General features: G+C 43.8%; 17 protein-coding genes. 6 read left to right on the top strand and 11 right to left on the bottom strand.

The window, feature by feature from the left end:
• Positions 1–4: 4 nt before the first annotated feature.
• The 6 genes from B2575_RS02175 (at position 5) to B2575_RS02150 (ending at position 4,322) form a co-directional block, all read left to right on the top strand.
• Positions 5–691 (top strand): response regulator transcription factor, encoded by a 687-nt coding sequence (locus B2575_RS02175; protein ID WP_045447165.1) that lies wholly within the window; start codon positions 5–7, stop codon positions 689–691.
• A 72-nt stretch (positions 692–763) separates the two neighbouring features.
• Positions 764–2,110, top strand: a complete 1,347-nt coding sequence (locus B2575_RS02170) for a sensor histidine kinase (RefSeq protein WP_296240002.1) — start codon at positions 764–766, stop codon at positions 2,108–2,110.
• Between the two features lie 156 nt (positions 2,111–2,266).
• Positions 2,267–2,407 carry a hypothetical protein gene (locus B2575_RS02165; protein WP_296240001.1) on the top strand — a complete coding sequence of 47 codons (141 nt, stop codon included), beginning with the start codon at positions 2,267–2,269 and terminating at the stop codon, positions 2,405–2,407.
• On the top strand, positions 2,347–2,739 hold the full coding sequence (locus tag B2575_RS02160; protein WP_227675995.1) for a diacylglycerol kinase: 393 nt from the start codon (positions 2,347–2,349) through the stop codon (positions 2,737–2,739). Before B2575_RS02165 ends, B2575_RS02160 begins: the two co-directional genes overlap by 61 nt.
• Entirely contained in the window at positions 2,736–3,527 is a 792-nt protein-coding gene (locus B2575_RS02155; protein WP_227675990.1) for a PAP2 family lipid A phosphatase, read from the top strand. Before B2575_RS02160 ends, B2575_RS02155 begins: the two co-directional genes overlap by 4 nt.
• Positions 3,528–3,701: 174 nt before the next feature.
• Positions 3,702–4,322 (top strand): YceI family protein, encoded by a 621-nt coding sequence (locus B2575_RS02150; protein WP_296240000.1) that lies wholly within the window; start codon positions 3,702–3,704, stop codon positions 4,320–4,322.
• Positions 4,323–4,413: 91 nt separating this feature from the next.
• On the opposite strand, the gene B2575_RS02145 is transcribed toward B2575_RS02150, so the two are convergent.
• The 11 genes from B2575_RS02145 to betA all read right to left on the bottom strand — a co-directional run bounded on the left by B2575_RS02145 (position 4,414) and on the right by betA (position 16,477).
• Positions 4,414–4,827 carry a PaaI family thioesterase gene (locus B2575_RS02145; RefSeq protein WP_201560317.1) on the bottom strand — a complete coding sequence of 138 codons (414 nt, stop codon included), beginning with the start codon at positions 4,825–4,827 and terminating at the stop codon, positions 4,414–4,416.
• Positions 4,828–4,856: 29 nt separating this feature from the next.
• Positions 4,857–5,399 (bottom strand): DUF3124 domain-containing protein, encoded by a 543-nt coding sequence (locus B2575_RS02140; protein ID WP_087814475.1) that lies wholly within the window; start codon positions 5,397–5,399, stop codon positions 4,857–4,859.
• Positions 5,400–5,442: 43 nt separating this feature from the next.
• Entirely contained in the window at positions 5,443–6,144 is a 702-nt protein-coding gene (locus B2575_RS02135; protein WP_045447178.1) for a potassium channel family protein, read from the bottom strand.
• Between the two features lie 57 nt (positions 6,145–6,201).
• On the bottom strand, positions 6,202–7,962 hold the full coding sequence (locus tag B2575_RS02130; protein ID WP_296239999.1) for a TrkH family potassium uptake protein: 1,761 nt from the start codon (positions 7,960–7,962) through the stop codon (positions 6,202–6,204).
• 373 nt (positions 7,963–8,335) lie between these two features.
• Positions 8,336–9,277, bottom strand: coding sequence for a DMT family transporter (locus tag B2575_RS02125; RefSeq protein WP_201560319.1), 942 nt, complete (start codon positions 9,275–9,277; stop codon positions 8,336–8,338).
• The gene (locus B2575_RS02120; RefSeq protein ID WP_201560320.1) at positions 9,270–10,466 is read right to left on the bottom strand and encodes a flavin monoamine oxidase family protein; all 1,197 of its coding nucleotides are present in this window, start codon (positions 10,464–10,466) and stop codon (positions 9,270–9,272) included. Before B2575_RS02120 ends, B2575_RS02125 begins: the two co-directional genes overlap by 8 nt.
• 42 nt (positions 10,467–10,508) lie before the next feature.
• Entirely contained in the window at positions 10,509–10,931 is a 423-nt protein-coding gene (locus tag B2575_RS02115) for a tetratricopeptide repeat protein (RefSeq protein ID WP_201560321.1), read from the bottom strand.
• Between the two features lie 200 nt (positions 10,932–11,131).
• The gene (locus tag B2575_RS02110; protein WP_201560322.1) at positions 11,132–11,620 is read right to left on the bottom strand and encodes a hypothetical protein; all 489 of its coding nucleotides are present in this window, start codon (positions 11,618–11,620) and stop codon (positions 11,132–11,134) included.
• A 160-nt stretch (positions 11,621–11,780) separates the two neighbouring features.
• Positions 11,781–12,272: a M48 family metallopeptidase gene (locus B2575_RS02105; protein WP_201560323.1), complete on the bottom strand. Its 492-nt coding sequence runs from the start codon at positions 12,270–12,272 to the stop codon at positions 11,781–11,783.
• A 191-nt stretch (positions 12,273–12,463) separates the two neighbouring features.
• Complete coding sequence (betT, locus tag B2575_RS02100) at positions 12,464–14,509, bottom strand: choline BCCT transporter BetT (RefSeq protein WP_201560324.1); 2,046 nt, start codon at positions 14,507–14,509, stop codon at positions 12,464–12,466.
• A 267-nt stretch (positions 14,510–14,776) separates the two neighbouring features.
• The gene (gene betA / locus B2575_RS02095) at positions 14,777–16,477 is read right to left on the bottom strand and encodes a choline dehydrogenase (RefSeq protein WP_296239998.1); all 1,701 of its coding nucleotides are present in this window, start codon (positions 16,475–16,477) and stop codon (positions 14,777–14,779) included.
• Between the last annotated feature and the right edge of the window lie 9 nt (positions 16,478–16,486).

Raw genomic sequence — 16,486 nt, 5'->3', positions numbered from 1 at the left:
ACCCATGTACAAGATACTCATCATTGAAGACAATCCAGATATCGTCGCCAATATTTATGCTTTTTTTGAGCCGAAAGGCTTTGAGCTAGACAATGCTCATAATGGCATTAGTGGTTTAACGCTCGCATCGAATAATCGATACGACGTCATCTTGTTAGATGTCATGCTGCCGGGTATGGACGGCACTAAACTGTGCAAAAAGCTCAGGGAAGAGCTGCATGACAAAACGCCAGTATTGATGCTGACCGCTCGCGATACGATTTTAGATAAAGTGGCAGGATTCGATAGTGGCGCTGACGATTATCTGGTTAAGCCTTTCTCATTGGTGGAATTAGAATCTCGTATTAAGGCTCTCATACGCCGACATAAAGATGATCATTTTGAGCATGGTTTAACTGTTGGCACATTGTCTTTAAACCATAGTGAGCATACGATTACACGTGAAGGTAAGTCGCTAAAACTCACACCCACAGGCTTCAAAATACTACATACCTTGATGAGTGCGGCGCCGCGCGTGGTTAGCAAAACCGAGCTGGAAGAAAAGGTATGGGGCGAAGACATACCAAGCAGTGATGCACTGCGCACTCACATGCATGGGGTCCGTGCGCAGGTAGATAAGCCGTTCGATAAAATCATGATAGTCACGTTGCCCGGTGTCGGTTACCAGATTATCGATCCAGATAAAGCCTAAAAAACCATCGTCTGATGTCCTTATTTGACTCTCAACGTCTTTCATATCGTCTTTCACAACGAAGTAAATATCATGTTTAATATCGACTCCATCGCCAATAAGTTTCGACTCTCCTACTTGTTATTTGCCCTATTACTGTGTGCCACTTTCGTCAGTATCTTCATGTATGCCGAAGTCAGAATGGAGCAACAGCTGGTCAAAGCTCGCTTATTGCAACAGTTAGAGCTTAGCCAAGAAAAAGAAGGCGATCAGCCTATTTATACCGCTGAACCGGGTATTAAGATTTATCGCTTCGATAACGCACCGAGCAATCTGCAACAACTGGCCACCCAAACCGTACAAGAGATGCCCGTCACTGTCACCACTAAAAAGGGTCAATCGACGACAGAGTTACATTTTTTTAATTATAAAAAAGACAAAGAAAACTACATTTTAACTTACTTAGAAAATACTGAAATGGTGATGGGGAATTACCCTGTTTTGGCCATATTCGAGCATTTAGAAGACATATTTGCCAACGCCCTAAAAGTAGCAGTCATTTTGAGCTTATTGATTGCAGCGATATTTTCATCGCTGTCCTCCAAGCAAATCATTAAACCTTTATTAGACTTAAAGCAAGCCGTAGAAACAGATCATCACAACTTGACGGAATTGACGCATCTGCCCTCCGAGGTTGGCGTGTTAGCACGCGCAATCGATGAAAAAAACCACAAACTTGAGCAGTACCTCAAACGCGAGCAGCTATTTACTGGTGATGTCAGTCACGAGCTGCGCACGCCTTTGACGATTATCATGGGGGCATCAGAAGTATTGTCCTCACAACTAGAAAACGACCCTCACTTGAGCGCATTTGCCACTCGTATCAGTACGACCGCCAAAGAAACCTCGGAGATTATCAGCGCCTTATTATTGCTGTCTCGTGCTCCTGAAAAACTGGATGCACCGCCAACGTCTATCAATGACATCGCGTTAAATGAAGTACAGCGCTTAAATTACTTGCTTCGCCATAAGTCAGTTACTTGTAAAATAGTCGCAGAACAGCTGTATGTCGCACACGTACGACCTGAACTGCTAAAAATGGCACTGGGTAATTTGATAAAAAATGCGTTTCAGTACACCGATGAGGGTGAGGTCATCATCACTATCGATGCTGAAAAAACCACCGTCACTGATACTGGTCTAGGTATTCCTGAGGTGATGATGCCGCTGCTATATGAGAGATTTGAGCGTCTAGAGCAGCAGTATAAAGACATCTCATTGGATACAGAATCGTCATCGGCAGCTGACGCCCATTATTCAGTAGAAGGCACAGGCTTGGGGCTCAGTATTGTACAGCGTATCATGACACATATGGGCTGGCAGCTTACCCATCAAGTCAATCCGTTAGGTGGCAGCACCTTTATCATCAATTATCATTAGAGAAGATCTCTATTTTAAAAAAGCTTAACGTTTTCTTAATGCCTGCCCGCTTATACTTAATATCTGCTGATTTATTTCGTCCATTTATTTTTTCCACGATTAAATGATTAACATTTATCGCATACCTTGATATTAATAGACTGTGAAGCATTTGACATGAATAAAGCAAATCCTATTAATCTTGAAGACCAGTCTGCCAGTCGTGGGGTTTTAAGCCCAATAACAGGCAAAAACAACTGCTACCTCATAGCTATGCTAGTGACGCCAAGGGTAAAACAGGATTTTACCGTATTATAAAAGCCGCTGGTTACTCTCTGGATGGCTTCAAAGCAGCTTACAAATTTGAGGCGGCTTTTCGACAAGTATTTTGGCTCAATCTCATATTATTCATGGCGATTATATTGTGCCCTTTCACTGTCAGCGTCAAAATGCTGCTGGTCGTCGCTTCTTTCTTATCGTTAATTGTCGAACTCATTAATACTGGAATCGAAGCCAGTGTCGATCACACATCGACCGCCAAGCATCCACTGGCAAAGATAGCCAAAGATGTCGGCTCTGCGGCGCAATTTTTGGCATTACTGCTGTTATTTATCTTGTGGATGATGGCATTATTGAGTGTTGTATTTTGAAAACATATTCAGCCAATGGAGTCTGGCTTAAACTCCTATGCTTGACCATCATAGCGACACTGCTGTTTGAGCACAGCCAATTAGACATTCATATTAGTGAGCTTTTTTACACTAATGGACACTGGCTACTAGAAAAAGGCACACAACCTTTTGCCTTTATTTTTTATGACTTGCCTAAATTGCTACTCATCTTGCTTAGCATTTATCTCATAGCCGTTCTAATTCTGAGACATAAACAGGATTCAGACATCAATCTGGTAATAAAAAATGCTAAGTACGATAAACTGCTCACGCCGTTATCCACGCGTGAAATAGGTTATCTACTGCTTGTTTTAATTGCCGTTCCCAGTATGATTGCGCTACTCAAAGGTGTCACTCATGTCAGTTGCCCCAATCATTTAATACTGTTTGGTGGCAACCTGCCTTATCTAAATATTTGGCAAAATATAGTCGCTAACACGCCTGCCAAGTGCTTCCCAGCGGCTCATGCCAGTGCCGGATTTTCTCTATATGGCTTGGCATTTTTACCCACTCTACATCAGTATCGCTATAGAATATTTGAAATAGTCACGGTTGTAGGATGGACGATGGGACTGTATAAGATGCTGTTTGGTGATCACTTTTTTAGTCATACATTAGTATCGATGCTTCTGTCATTGACCATAACCTGCGCACTTGCAACGCTATTTTTTAAATATCCAGTAGCGAATAAAGCCAACAGTATCAATGCTAATGGCAAAAAACCTGATGCGGCAAGCTTTCAAAAATCGTCGAAAACCCAATCTTAACTGTTGAATAATAGCCAAATTAAGAATGATAGTCTTATAAAAATAAAGCTACTCAGTATTTGATAAATAATGTATAAATAGTTATTGCTGACTGACTTAACATTGAGTAACAGCATGGATTGCGCTCATCGACGACGTTCTTTATTTATCAATAGCCCGCAAAGAAATGTAGCTATGAGCATCCTATCTTTTATTCTAAAAAAATCACATATCTACCCTTTACTGACATTGACACTGCCATTATTAATAATAAGCGCTGCACATAGCAGCCATGCCGCCAGTTATACCATCAATCCTGCTGGCACCCATGTGCGCTTTGCCATTGAACGCTTCCAATCCCCTGCCACTGCGGGCGGCTTTTATAATGTCCAAGGTCAACTGCAATATGACTCAAGTCTAAAAACTGGCAATATCTCCTTAGTCATTCCGATCAGCTCTCTAAATACGGGGAATAAAGCATTTAACCAGACTTTGATAGGCCCTAGCTTCTTTGATATGCAGCGCTTTCCATTGGCACGTTTTGATTCTAACAAATGGTATTTTAGCCAAGACAAATCACGCCCAATGGTCACAAAAGTAGACGGTCATCTAACGCTGCATGGTGAAACCCACCCTATTAGCTTAACAGCGACTAAGTTTGACTGTTATCTACACCCTACGCTCAAAAAAGATATTTGTGGTGGGGATTTTACGGCGATGATTGATCGCACCAAATGGAATATCGATAAATATGCGTGGTTTGGCGTCACTAAAAACCTTCATTTAAACATTCAGGTCGAGGCAACCAAACAGTAGCAGTCCTTATCAGCGTTAATTTTATGACATTAATTTTTATAGCACTGCTTTTTTAGAGCCTATCCTCATTTTAAAAATGGGCTAAAAATAGCTAAACGTGCTGAGGCGGTACGGAATACGTGCCAACTACGTGAGCCACCATATCACGAGAGCCTTCAGAATAAAGCGCAACCTCGCCAACGATTAGCGTGCGACCTACTTTTATCAACGTACACTCAGCGATAATACGTGCTTCTGCTGAGGGTTTGCGCAGGAAGTTAATGGTCAAACTCGTCGTCACCGTTAATGGCACAATACCTATTTTACCAAGTATCGCCACATAGAGAGCCACATCAGCGATGCTCATCAATACTGGTCCAGAGACCGTACCACCGGGACGCAATTCATTGATACCAATATCGTGTGATAAGGTTGAGCGATTGTCACCGACTGCCTCGATGACACATTTGGTTTGTGGAAATTCCAACGCCATAAAGGTGACAACTTCTTCTTTGGTTGCAGACATATCCCTTCCTTGGATTTTATTATCTTTAATCAATGCACCACTGGCGTACCTTCTGTACTAAATGCAAAGCCTTTATTGCTAAAATTACCGATCATCACCGCCTCAATGACGGGCTTGACCGTCTCGTCTATCCCTTCGACTTCGATGATAAAGTTGGCGCCCGATCCGCCTTTATCCTCTTCTTTTTCGACGATATAATTGAGCGTGGCCATTGCTGGAAGCTCAATCGGTTTGTTTAAATAGGATTTTATAAAGGTTCCATCAGTGCCATAGTAGTCAATTTTATTGATATACAGTGATTTTTTTAGCGTGGTATTGCGTACACTCAAAGTCGCTGATAGCAAGACTTTACGATTGTCTCTATCGGTATAAATGTCAGAATAAATGGGCACATAAAAGGTTTGTTTATAGGCAAACTGGCTACGATCAACCGCTGTTGTCATCTCCAGCTCTTGAATGGGGTCTTGATGTTTTTCTGAATATAACACGTTCGGGTCTTGCGGCGTCTGATCACAGCCTGACAACAATGCCATCGTCGCAAGCAACAAGATGGATATAGTGCGCTTACTCATAAGTTTCCCCTTTGCCTTTTCATGTCACGGCTGTTGCAAATGTTTATTTGATTTTTACACCGACACTACGCAGAAACTCGTTGATATGCTTGTTAGCACCGTAGATGACCAATACGTCTTTATCTTGCAATACTTGCTCAGGCGCAGCCAAACCTTTAATACTAGGCTTACTTTGCGTACGACCAAAGCTGTCTTCATAATACTCATAGCGCAGGGTACTAAGCAATCGAATATTAAACTTTTGCTCCAATTGCAAGTCATCAACGGTCTGACCAATCAACGACTTGGGAATGCTAATCTCTACCATACTGAAATGATCACTCAGCTCAAACGAGTCGACGAAATAACGTAGTGACAGCCGTTTAGCCCAGCGATTGGCCGCCTCTTTTTCAGGGTGAATAAGGTCGTCCACACCGATAGCTTGCAACACTTTTTCGTGCAGTGGATTAATACTACGGCTGATCAAACGTTTTGCTTTTAGGGTTTTAAATAATGCAGTCGCCATGACGTTTGCGCCTTGGTCTTCACCGATTGCGACAATAACGATATCGGTGTCGACAATCGGTAAACCATTGACGGTATATTCATCCGTGGCATCCATACAGATGGTATGAGAGATGACTTCCTTATACGCCTCAACCTTTTGCATGCTGCTGTCAATGGCAATCACTTCGTGCCCCTGACGGGTCAACGCCATGCCTAGCGATGAGCCAAAGTTCCCTAACCCTACGATGATATATTTCATAACCTTATTAACCTTTTTCAGTATTTTTTAATGATGAAATGGCTTATTTACGACCATTTAATTGATCGTGATTTCTTCAGTTGGATAGCGATAATTGCGCTGGCGTCTATTTTTAAGTAGGGCAATAAAGATGGTCAACATGCTGACGCGCCCAACAAACATAATGACAGATACCACCATTTTGCTAAAATCTGATAACTCTGTCGTCAAATTCAGACTTAATCCCACCGTGCTGTAAGCTGAAAAACACTCAAAAACCACCTTGATTAAATCAAGCTCTGGTTGATCATAGCTGATGAGCGTCACCCCCATACCGATGACCAATAAAGACAGCCACATAATAGAAAATGCACGGCGAATTGAGATGTCAGCAATCTGCCGCTTAAAGACCTCAACATTGGTCTGACCACGTGCCAAACTCAAAGTATTTAACAGTGCAATCGCAAACGTACTGGTTTTGATACCACCGCCCGTCGAGTTTGGCGAGGCACCAATCCACATCAAAAATATCGTCAACATAATCGTGGGAAACGCGAGTTCACCCATGTTGATGGTATTAAATCCTGCGGTTCGCGGCGTGGCAGCAGTAAACAGCCCTGTGACAAGCTTACCGAAAAAACTGCGATGGTCTGCCAGCACATTATTATATTCAAATATCATCACACCGATGAGACCTACCAGCAATAAAGCGCCCGTCGTAATCAAGGTTATGCGGCTATTAATATTGAGCAACCATGGTCGATAAATATAACGCTGATCATGGCGATATATCAGGCGCTCGGCACGATCACGCAAATAACGCAGCACATTGACCACAATGACAAAACCCATGCCGCCAAAGATAAAGGTCGTGGCGATAATCAGTTGTAATGGGTAATTAAAACGTAGCGCGTCATCATACATGCCAGCGCTAAATGTAGAAAATCCAGCATTACAGAACGCAGAAATCGCATGGAAAACAGAGAAGAATAACTGCTCAGACCAATCCATATCTGGTATGTCATAAATGCTAATATAAATGAGTGCCGAAGCCACTGCCTCAACGGCAAATGTCACATATAAGATGGATTTGAGGGTCGATACCACATCACCCATGCCGCGCATGTAAGACATCTCACTGATGCTCGCCTGCGTCTCATAACTGACCCCGCCCTTAAAGAAATAACTAAAATACGTCACAAAAGTCAAAATACCCAAGCCGCCGATCTGTATCAGCCCCATGATAATGACTTGCCCAAAAGTTGTGAAATAAGTCGCCGTATCTACCACGATGAGACCAGTCACACAGACGGCACTGGTCGCGGTAAAGAGCGCATCAATGAAAGACAGCGGCTGCGTCGTTGCATTGGGCATCATCAGTAGCAATGCACCGACCAATACCAATGACAGGAAGCTTAAGATAAAAAACTGTGCAGGGTTTAGAAAGGTACGATTAAGATTAAAATCATGGTCAGATATTTCACGAATAAAGGTCACAAAGACGGCAATTTTGATGGCAACGAAGCCATCAACAGCGACCGACATCCCAGAGCGCACCAAATCAGTGAAATGCGCTACCAGTAAAATGACAATCGCGATACTGGTCAGTAAGTCAAAGACCGCGACTTTATTTAGAGTCAGCGGCTTTTTGCTATAGAAGTAACGCCCTGCCGTTACAACAAAGCCTAAAAAAATAATCGCCAGATAAAAAATATGGAAAACCTGTTGTAACCACATCGGCAGCGTGAAACCACTGTCTAATAAAGCAATGGCTACGCCGATAATACTAATGACAATAGTGACATTATTTAACAATCGATAACGCTTGGCTGCATGCATCGCCCTAATCCATGATAGGAATAACCACGATATTTATACTCCTTTTTTGTGTTACTCACAAAAACTGATTTCAGATAATCGTAACCAATTATGATGCTCTGTTGAACACTCATACCTAGCCATGCTGATTGCTAAAATGGCTGTAAATAAATTATAGATTGGCAGTAACGGTAATATTTACGTTCTAACGAGGTTTTGTGAGGTTGGATTAGATAAAAAATGATCACTGTGAGGGTTGCATAGTGGCATTTCTACATAGTGACATTTTTCCATGGCTACACTTTTGGATAGTTGCAGTGCAAACATATGCTCTAGTAGGGTCATTAGTCTATAGGTTAGCGTATTTATGAGCGCTATATTCTGACGGTCATCTTTACGTAGTTTCTGTCGGTGTGGTCGCCATTCTCACCCCGCCCCATGTCACCAAACCAACGCCCAGTGCGATCAATGAAGCACCCAAAAACAGCCCTTCTGGCGGCATCTCACCCTGCAAAAAAATAGCCACTGGCACACCGACAACTGCGCCGACCGAGCCTAATAAACTTAATAAAACAGGACCGCCGGTTTTTTGTAGTAAAAACAACAATAAGAATTGACCTGCAAATACGGCGGCTTGTATGCCAATCAAACCTAGCTGCACCCAGTCTAGTGGCATATTAACTGAAAAATTAGGCAATACACTAAATGACAGCAGCAACAGCGACGCCGCGATTAGCATACCTGGCGCGAGTGCGCTAGGTGATGCCTTATCAGGCCAGCGTAGGGTACGATATATATTACCAATAGCCAGTAATACTGGCCCGCAAAGCGCGATCAAAATCCAAAAAGTACTGGCGTCTGGCGTCGAAAACTTACGCGCTGCCAATACTCCTGCACCAAGAAGCGCCGCGGCCACACCCAAAGCGCGGACGATATTAAACTGCTCCATCCGCAGTGCCAATACACCAAGATAAGTCAGCAATGGTGGAAGCGAGATAATGAGCGCAACGAAACCTGCACCCACATGTGGGATAGCCGAAAACAGTAGTAAATTAGAACCCGCAACACTGATGAGCGCCGCCACAAAATAGTATTCAAAACTACGCGCATTTAAGGGAGGTAATTCGTGGCGTATTAATGCAACGATCAATAAAATAGCAGCAGCGCCCGTGATGGACCAAAAGAGAAATGCCAGTGGTGTAACACCTATCTCACCAGCATATTTTGCCAAATTGGTAGAAATACCAATCAGACCTCCTCCGCCTAACAAGCAAGCAAAAGGGATGAACCATGTGCTGGTGTTGCGAGAAGCTTGCTGTTCTAAAGACTCACTCATCAACTATCCCATTGGATGGTAACGCTGATGACGATAGCTCATCAGACAAACCTAAACCTAAACCTTGTACTGCCTTATGTGCTGCGTCGATAGCACCAGCAATATAACCAGGAAACGCGTCTGACCATTCACTAGCGCTGCCCGTTAGGCATTCTTGCCATACCCCTGTATTCGGCTTAGCGTTCGGTGCGACAGCATGTTGACCTGAGCCACTGGCATCAGCAGGCGTCGCGGTCAATGAATCTTGCGCCCAGTCTTTCAGATACTCAGCCGTTGGCGTCTCTGCCTGTGCACCAAATAAACGTACCAACTGCGCGCGGCAATGGGCTTTTAGCTCCATCTCTGAGACGCTTTGGCGTATGTGAGCAGGAACGCCAAAGAAGCCAAATAATGCACCATTGCCCTCTACCAAGGACGCATCATGAATCTCAGTAAGTGGCCCTACTGCACTTCGCGCTGAACCCGATAGTCCTTGATTGCGCCAAAATGGCGACTCATAAACCGCCACATATTTGGCATGTGGCGCCATCCATGTCGCGGTCTCTTGCAACTCTGCCACCAAATCCTGCGGTAAAGTCGGTTCAAACTTGATGTTACTCGCCGCCAAACGAGGCGGTAGCGCAAGGAGCACATGCTGCGCGTGATAAGTAGTTATTTGATCAGCTGTCATCTGTTCAGCGCTGCTCTCGCTCTCTATGCTGATACAGCGCTCAGTCTTGATCACACGCTTTACGATTTGCCCCGTGATAATGCGCGTAGGATTTAAACGCGCATACAGAGCGTCAGTCAAGGATGCCATACCACCGACGAGGCGCATAGACGGTGGCGAGCTTTGATAGCCTTGGGTACGAACAGGCAGCTCATTGGCGGCACGTTCCACCATCATGTCGCCATCCTCGAACTGCGCAAAACGTGGTAAATTCAACGTTTCAATAAGACTGCTCAACTGCGGCTGATAATCCGGCCAAAACCACGATGGCCCTAAGTCGAAGCCATCGTTTGATTTTTTATTCTCGACACTGTGACTACTAGCATGCTGATCTACTGATGATTTCGCAACAGCGATGCGCCCACCCAATCTATCACGCGCCTCAAGCAATATATAATCAATACCTCGTTGCTCTAATAAAAATGCTGCATATAAGCCACTCAAGCCACCACCGATAATTGCAATAGGTAGGTTTTGCATAACAAATCATTCCTGCTTAGTTGAAGCTATTCAGTATTGAGATTATTCAGCCAACAACTTGGTAAGCAGCTCGTCTATCTCAACCTTAAACTCTTTATCTTCAATCTTATTAGCCGTAATTTTAGCATTCTGTAGATTTAGAATAGCCGCATCCTTTTCACCCATTTCGATCTGTAGAACCGCCATAGAAAAGGCAATCGATGACATGTGGTCTTTTGAATTGATCGCAGTCGCTTTGGCTAAGGCCTTATCATAAATAACTAAGGCTTCATCCAAATCTTCTGTAAAGTCAGCCAATGTTTCCCACTGTTCTGGATGGTCTTTATCGGTGTTTTCATTATCGTTACAAATGGCTTCTAATTCAGCGTAAAACCCATCAAATGCTGCTTGATTGCCTATACGATCAGCTTCCAATAACTCTTCAGCTAAGGTATAGATTGCTTTATAAATTTTGGTATTAATCATTGCTCATAACCTTTTATGAATTAGGATCTATGGTACTTGTTTTTCAGCCAAGAGTACTTGGCGAATATTACTTGGTAAACAGTGCTTAGCTGGGATTATAACGCAATTCCACTAGCCAAAATGACTGACACAAAAAAAGGATGCGATAGTCGATATCACACCCTTTTTATTCATCAAACTACTAATTATTTTTTATCTGCCTAAAAGCTCATTATCTTGGTGGTTTGATCGACCATTAACGCTCCGATATCAGCAGGATCAGCAGCACTCACGCCGTCAATCAGTGCCGACTGGTCAATACCCTTACCCGGTAGATAAAGTGCACAAACCTCAACCTTGGTATTGGTATTTTTCATAACCATTTGCATCAAACCCTGTGGGCTGATATTTTTAGGCGGTTGCGCTGTGGTCACACTTTTGGGTGCGTCACGGAGTGCCATATCACCGGCTGGACCGCAGAGCAATACTCGAGTATTGGCACCTTGCTGCGCTGATTGCATGGTCAGTACCATCGACATCAGCTGCACTTGAGCGTCCTCTGATGTCACATTAATCAACATCGATGGCGTCGGTTTCTTATTCTCTGGAATGACGTCACTCTTTTGTGACATGGCATTGGTCGCTGTACAGCTAACCATCAGTGAGGCGGCGCTTATAGCAAGTGCAGTAGCAACTATCCGTTTCATCATCTTCTCCATTTATCAACAATCATTAAAATCATCGTTATTAAATTATACACTAAAATATATTAATAAAAGGTATAATATTATTTATGATAAGAAAGTTATGATAAGAAATATAATCTGTGGCGTGTCCTCATTTTGAGAAGAAAAGAATACAGCACTGCGATCAACTCAGTTCGCGCCAGTGCAACCACAACTGCGTATCAAGCTCAAACTGATGATACTCAGGCTCCATATGGCAGCATAATTGATAAAATGCTTTGTTGTGCTCATGCTCTTTAAAATGCGCCAATTCATGCACGACAATCATGCGCAAAAACTCAGGCGGCGCTTCTTGAAACAAGCTCGCTACCGTGATGCTGTTATGCGATTTGAGCTTACTGCCCTGTATGCGAGACTGGGTAGTATGAATACCCAGCGCATGCTTGAGGACCGTTAATTTACTACTGTAACTGACATTCGATAACTGTCCCACTTTGCGCATATATTGGTTTTTTATCTCATTGATATACTGATAAAGCGCCTTATCACTTTTTATTTGGTGCTGAGTGGGATACTTTTTTTCTAGATATGCGCCTAATTTACCATCGCTAATCAGCAATGCCGCTTGGGTCTGAACTTGCTCAGAATAATGAGCGATGTACTTTAATGTGGTCACAAACTTATCCTTTGCTAATATTTCGAAACTGATAATCCGAAACGTATCTTTATATATTTTACCCTATATCTACTGATTTTATTTTTCATAAAACAAACCCCACAAGCTGCATTCAACTTATGGGGTTGTTTCTTACGATATTTTTACTTAAGTGTTTTTACTTAAATATTTAGGACGTGTTGATAAATCAATTAACGCTCTAGATGTAGATACTGCAAATGGCGCTCGTACTGATTTAAGATATCGACCAACACTTGCTCTTTGGAGTAACCAACCAAGTCATACTCTTGTGAGCCTTCACTTAAGAACACTTCCGCACGATAATAGTACTCTGCATTCTTAGTTGACGTGCTCAACGTAAAGTTAGGACGCTCAGCTTTGATCAAATTCACTTCATAAATAAAGTCGTCTTCATCGCCATGTCCAACCCGTAATTTTAGACCATCTATTTGACCGCTACTCTCATCCATGCCTTCATCTATATCTTGTCCGATATGTTCAGGGTTACGGATGTCCAAAGAGGTTTTTAGACCGCCTGCCGCAAATTCTTTTTCAACTTCTGTCATGGCAGGTCTAACCACATTTTGTAAAAAACGTTCAACTTGTGCATGTCTAGGGAAACTGACGATACGTTGCAAGCGTGCTTTCCAGCTCTTACCACTATCCAGCACATTAGCCGTACCAATCGTACTGGCCTTACGTTTATTGCCTTCTTCTTTTAACGACCTCCACATCGACACCATATAAAGTACAAGGATAAGCGAGAATGGCAAACCAGCAATCACAGATACTGACTGCAATGACGCAAAGCCACCAGCAAATAATAGTCCTAAAGTGATAAGACCCGTTGCCGCTGCCCAAAACAGACGCAACCAAACCGGAGCATCGGTGTCATTGGTCATGCCGCGTGAGCTCAAGTTCGCTAATACTAACGCGCCTGAATCCGCTGAGGTCACAAAGAAGACTAAACCAATAACCACACCAGCGAACGACAAAACGTCACTGTAAGGAAAATACTCGAACAAGGCAAACATACCCATGGCAGCATCATTGACAGCGATTTCACCAAGTTCAGTTGCACCATTAGCAACCAAGTCTATCGCTGAATTACCAAAGATAGAGAACCAGGCAAAAATGAAACCAAGCGGAATAAACATCACGCCAAAGACAAACTCACGCAAGGTACGACCACGGCTAATACGTGCGATAAATAGACCAACGAACGGTGCCCAAGCGACCCACCATGCCCAGAAAAATATCGTCCAGCCTGATTTCCAATCGGCACCAGCAGTACCGTCATAGGCATATACATCAAAAGTTTTAAAGAGAATAGTTTGGAAATATTGACCAATATTTTGGGTAAAGGTATTCAGCAAATACACTGTATTACCCATCACCAATATGGCGATTAATAGCAATATCGACGATAGCATATTAAATTCAGATAAGCGGCGTACGCCCTTTTCCACACCTGTCATCGCCGAAATAGCCGCAGCAGCAACCACCCCTAAGATAATCAGGCTCTGTACCATTTTGCTAGATTCAATACCGAAAACATGGGTCAAACCCGCATTGGCTTGCAATACGCCGATGCCTAAGCTGGTCGCAATACCCATCAAGGTACAAACAACACCAAAAGTATCAATACCATCGCCAAGCCAGCCCTTGATTAAACGCTCGCCAAAGATAGGCGTCAATGGTGAACGCAGCGCCAACGGCATGTTTTTACGATACGCAAAGTACGCCAATGCCATACCGATTAAGGCATAAATACCCCAACCATGTAGCCCCCAATGTAAAAAGGTTTGCGCAAGTGCTTCGCGCATCGCTTCTGCACTGGCAGGCTCCAGCCCCGTATGCGGCGTTAAATAATGCATCAATGGCTCAGAGGCACCAAAAAACAGTAAATCAATACCGATACCCGCAGAGAACAGCATCGCCGCCCATGCTAGGAAAGGAAACTGTGCTTTTTCGTGATCTTGCCCAAGCTTGATATCGCCGTATTTAGAAAAACCAACAAATAGTGCAAATATACTATAAGCGGCAACCACCAGCATGTAATACCAGCCAAAACTCTCTGATACCCATGCCATGCTTGAGCTTAACAATGTCTCACTATAATCTGGAAACGCAATCGTCCAGATAATTAATAAAATAGAAATAATAGCTGAACCTAAAAAAACCGTCTTGTTTAGAGTCAGGGGTTTCGTCGCATCTTTTGATGGCGAGCTGTACATAAAAGACCTCAATAGGTAAATTAAACAGGGTCTGATATTGATTTGTCCGTCATAACTTGATGACTGTATGACGCACAAAGCAGTACCAATAAATGAAAACTGCAATGTAAATAAAAAATTTAAATGACAATTAAAGGCAGCCACAACAGTATTAAAAATACTTAATACGTTAGCGCTGATGAAAAAGACCTTTGCGTGGAAAGGTCTTCTTATTGAAATTGCTTATATATTTCATTGCCTAATAGCTCATATAGCTCATATAGCTCTTTATACAGTAGAGCGGTAAGCGCGCATCGGCTCAGTTCTAAGCGGTGCACCATTGGCAACGTAATAGTCTACCGTCGAGCGTGGCAACTGCTTACCACGCATCTTATCGACGATTTTTTCTGCCAGCATAATGGTGGTGGCGTTTAAATTGCCACTGATGATATTTGGCATAATCGACGCATCAACGACGCGCAAGCCATCGATACCATGTACGAGCCCTTCGCCATTGACCACCGAATCATTACCTTCACCCATCGCACAAGTACACGACGGATGATAAGCCGTTTCGCTATGATTACGAACATATTCGTCTAGCTGCGCATCGGTCACCAAGTCATCGGTTGGCGCAATGGCGCGACCACGATAAGGATCGAGCGCTGGCTGATGCATAATTTCACGGGTGATACGCATTGCCGCACGGAACTCGTGCCAGTCTTGGTCGTGAGACATATAGTTAAACAAGATACTCGGATGCGCGCTTGGATCTTTTGAGGTCAGCTTGACGCGACCACGACTTGGCGAGCGTAATGAGCCTACATGCGCTTGAAAACTGTGCGACTTCACTGCACTACGACCATCGTAGCGCACTGCTAATGGCAAGAAGTGGTACTGGATATTAGGATGGGTAAATTTCTCATCGGTACGAATGAAGCCGCCACCTTCGAACTGATTTGACGCGCCCAGCCCTGTGCCATTGAACAACCACTCGGCACCGATGGCTGGCTTATTCCACCATTTATTGGCAGGCGCAATTGACACTGGCAGCTTACATTCGTACTGCATATACAGCTCTAAATGGTCTTGTAGATTATTACCAACACCCGGTAAATCTAAAATCTCATTGACACCCAAATCTTTGAGCCATTGACCAGGACCAATACCAGAGCGCTGCAATAATTGCGGTGATGCAATCGCACCAGAGGAGACAATCACTTCACGAGACGCGTAGAAATTCTTGGTTTGACCTTGATGCGCGACTTTAACGCCGACAGCGCGCTTGCCATCGAACAAAATCACGTCAGTCAATGCACCCGTTAAAATGGTGATATTGCTACGCGGTTTGGCGCGGTCGAGATAACCGCGAGCGGTCGAAGCGCGGCGACCATTAGGCGTGACAAAACGATCCATCGGCCCAAAGCCTTCTTGTTGATAGCCGTTTAAATCATCCGTGCTTGGATAGCCTGCTTGCACGCCTGCTTCGATCATCGCTTGGAACAGCGGATTGACTCCTGGCTTTGAAGTGGTCATCTCGACGGGACCACCGACGCCATGATAGTCATTTTCACCAGCATCGCGATTTTCTAACTTTTTGAAATACGGCAAGCAGTCCAAATAGGTCCAATCTTCTAAACCTTTGATTTTCGCCCAATCGTCAAAATCCAAGGCATTACCACGGATATAACACATCCCATTAATCAGAGACGAGCCACCTAACCCTTTACCGCGACCGCAGTCCATGACTCGGTTGTTCATATACGGCTCAGGATCGGTTTTATAACCCCAGTTATAAGTCGTGCCCTGCAACGGTATAGCGAGCGCTGCTGGCATCTGCGTGCGAAAGTCTAAGCGATGGTCTGGACGACCCGCCTCTAACAGCAACACCTTAATGTTGGCATCTTCGGTCAAACGGGTGGCCAGCACATTGCCTGCTGAGCCTGCGCCGACGATGATGTAGTCATATTCAGGTGTGGTTGATGTCATAAAACGCTC

This window comes from Psychrobacter sp. UBA6739 (genome assembly GCF_002453835.1).
Classification (GTDB): Bacteria; Pseudomonadota; Gammaproteobacteria; order Pseudomonadales; family Moraxellaceae; genus Psychrobacter; species Psychrobacter immobilis_A.
Note: the sequence above shows the minus strand (reverse complement) of the source record. Positions and strands in the feature narration are given on the sequence as shown.

What these genes read in the sequence shown, in the direction of transcription:
- B2575_RS02175 (WP_045447165.1), top strand. Translation starts at nt 5, where the DNA reads ATGTACAAGATACTCATCATTGAAGACAATCCAGATATCGTCGCCAAT.
- B2575_RS02170 (WP_296240002.1), top strand. Translation starts at nt 764, where the DNA reads ATGTTTAATATCGACTCCATCGCCAATAAGTTTCGACTCTCCTACTTG.
- B2575_RS02165 (WP_296240001.1), top strand. Translation starts at nt 2,267, where the DNA reads ATGAATAAAGCAAATCCTATTAATCTTGAAGACCAGTCTGCCAGTCGT.
- B2575_RS02150 (WP_296240000.1), top strand. Translation starts at nt 3,702, where the DNA reads ATGAGCATCCTATCTTTTATTCTAAAAAAATCACATATCTACCCTTTA.
- B2575_RS02145 (WP_201560317.1), bottom strand. Translation starts at nt 4,827, where the DNA reads ATGTCTGCAACCAAAGAAGAAGTTGTCACCTTTATGGCGTTGGAATTT.
- B2575_RS02140 (WP_087814475.1), bottom strand. Translation starts at nt 5,399, where the DNA reads ATGAGTAAGCGCACTATATCCATCTTGTTGCTTGCGACGATGGCATTG.
- B2575_RS02135 (WP_045447178.1), bottom strand. Translation starts at nt 6,144, where the DNA reads ATGAAATATATCATCGTAGGGTTAGGGAACTTTGGCTCATCGCTAGGC.
- B2575_RS02130 (WP_296239999.1), bottom strand. Translation starts at nt 7,962, where the DNA reads ATGCATGCAGCCAAGCGTTATCGATTGTTAAATAATGTCACTATTGTC.
- B2575_RS02125 (WP_201560319.1), bottom strand. Translation starts at nt 9,277, where the DNA reads ATGAGTGAGTCTTTAGAACAGCAAGCTTCTCGCAACACCAGCACATGG.
- B2575_RS02120 (WP_201560320.1), bottom strand. Translation starts at nt 10,466, where the DNA reads ATGCAAAACCTACCTATTGCAATTATCGGTGGTGGCTTGAGTGGCTTA.
- B2575_RS02115 (WP_201560321.1), bottom strand. Translation starts at nt 10,931, where the DNA reads ATGATTAATACCAAAATTTATAAAGCAATCTATACCTTAGCTGAAGAG.
- B2575_RS02110 (WP_201560322.1), bottom strand. Translation starts at nt 11,620, where the DNA reads ATGATGAAACGGATAGTTGCTACTGCACTTGCTATAAGCGCCGCCTCA.
- betT (WP_201560324.1), bottom strand. Translation starts at nt 14,509, where the DNA reads ATGTACAGCTCGCCATCAAAAGATGCGACGAAACCCCTGACTCTAAAC.
- betA (WP_296239998.1), bottom strand. Translation starts at nt 16,477, where the DNA reads ATGACATCAACCACACCTGAATATGACTACATCATCGTCGGCGCAGGC.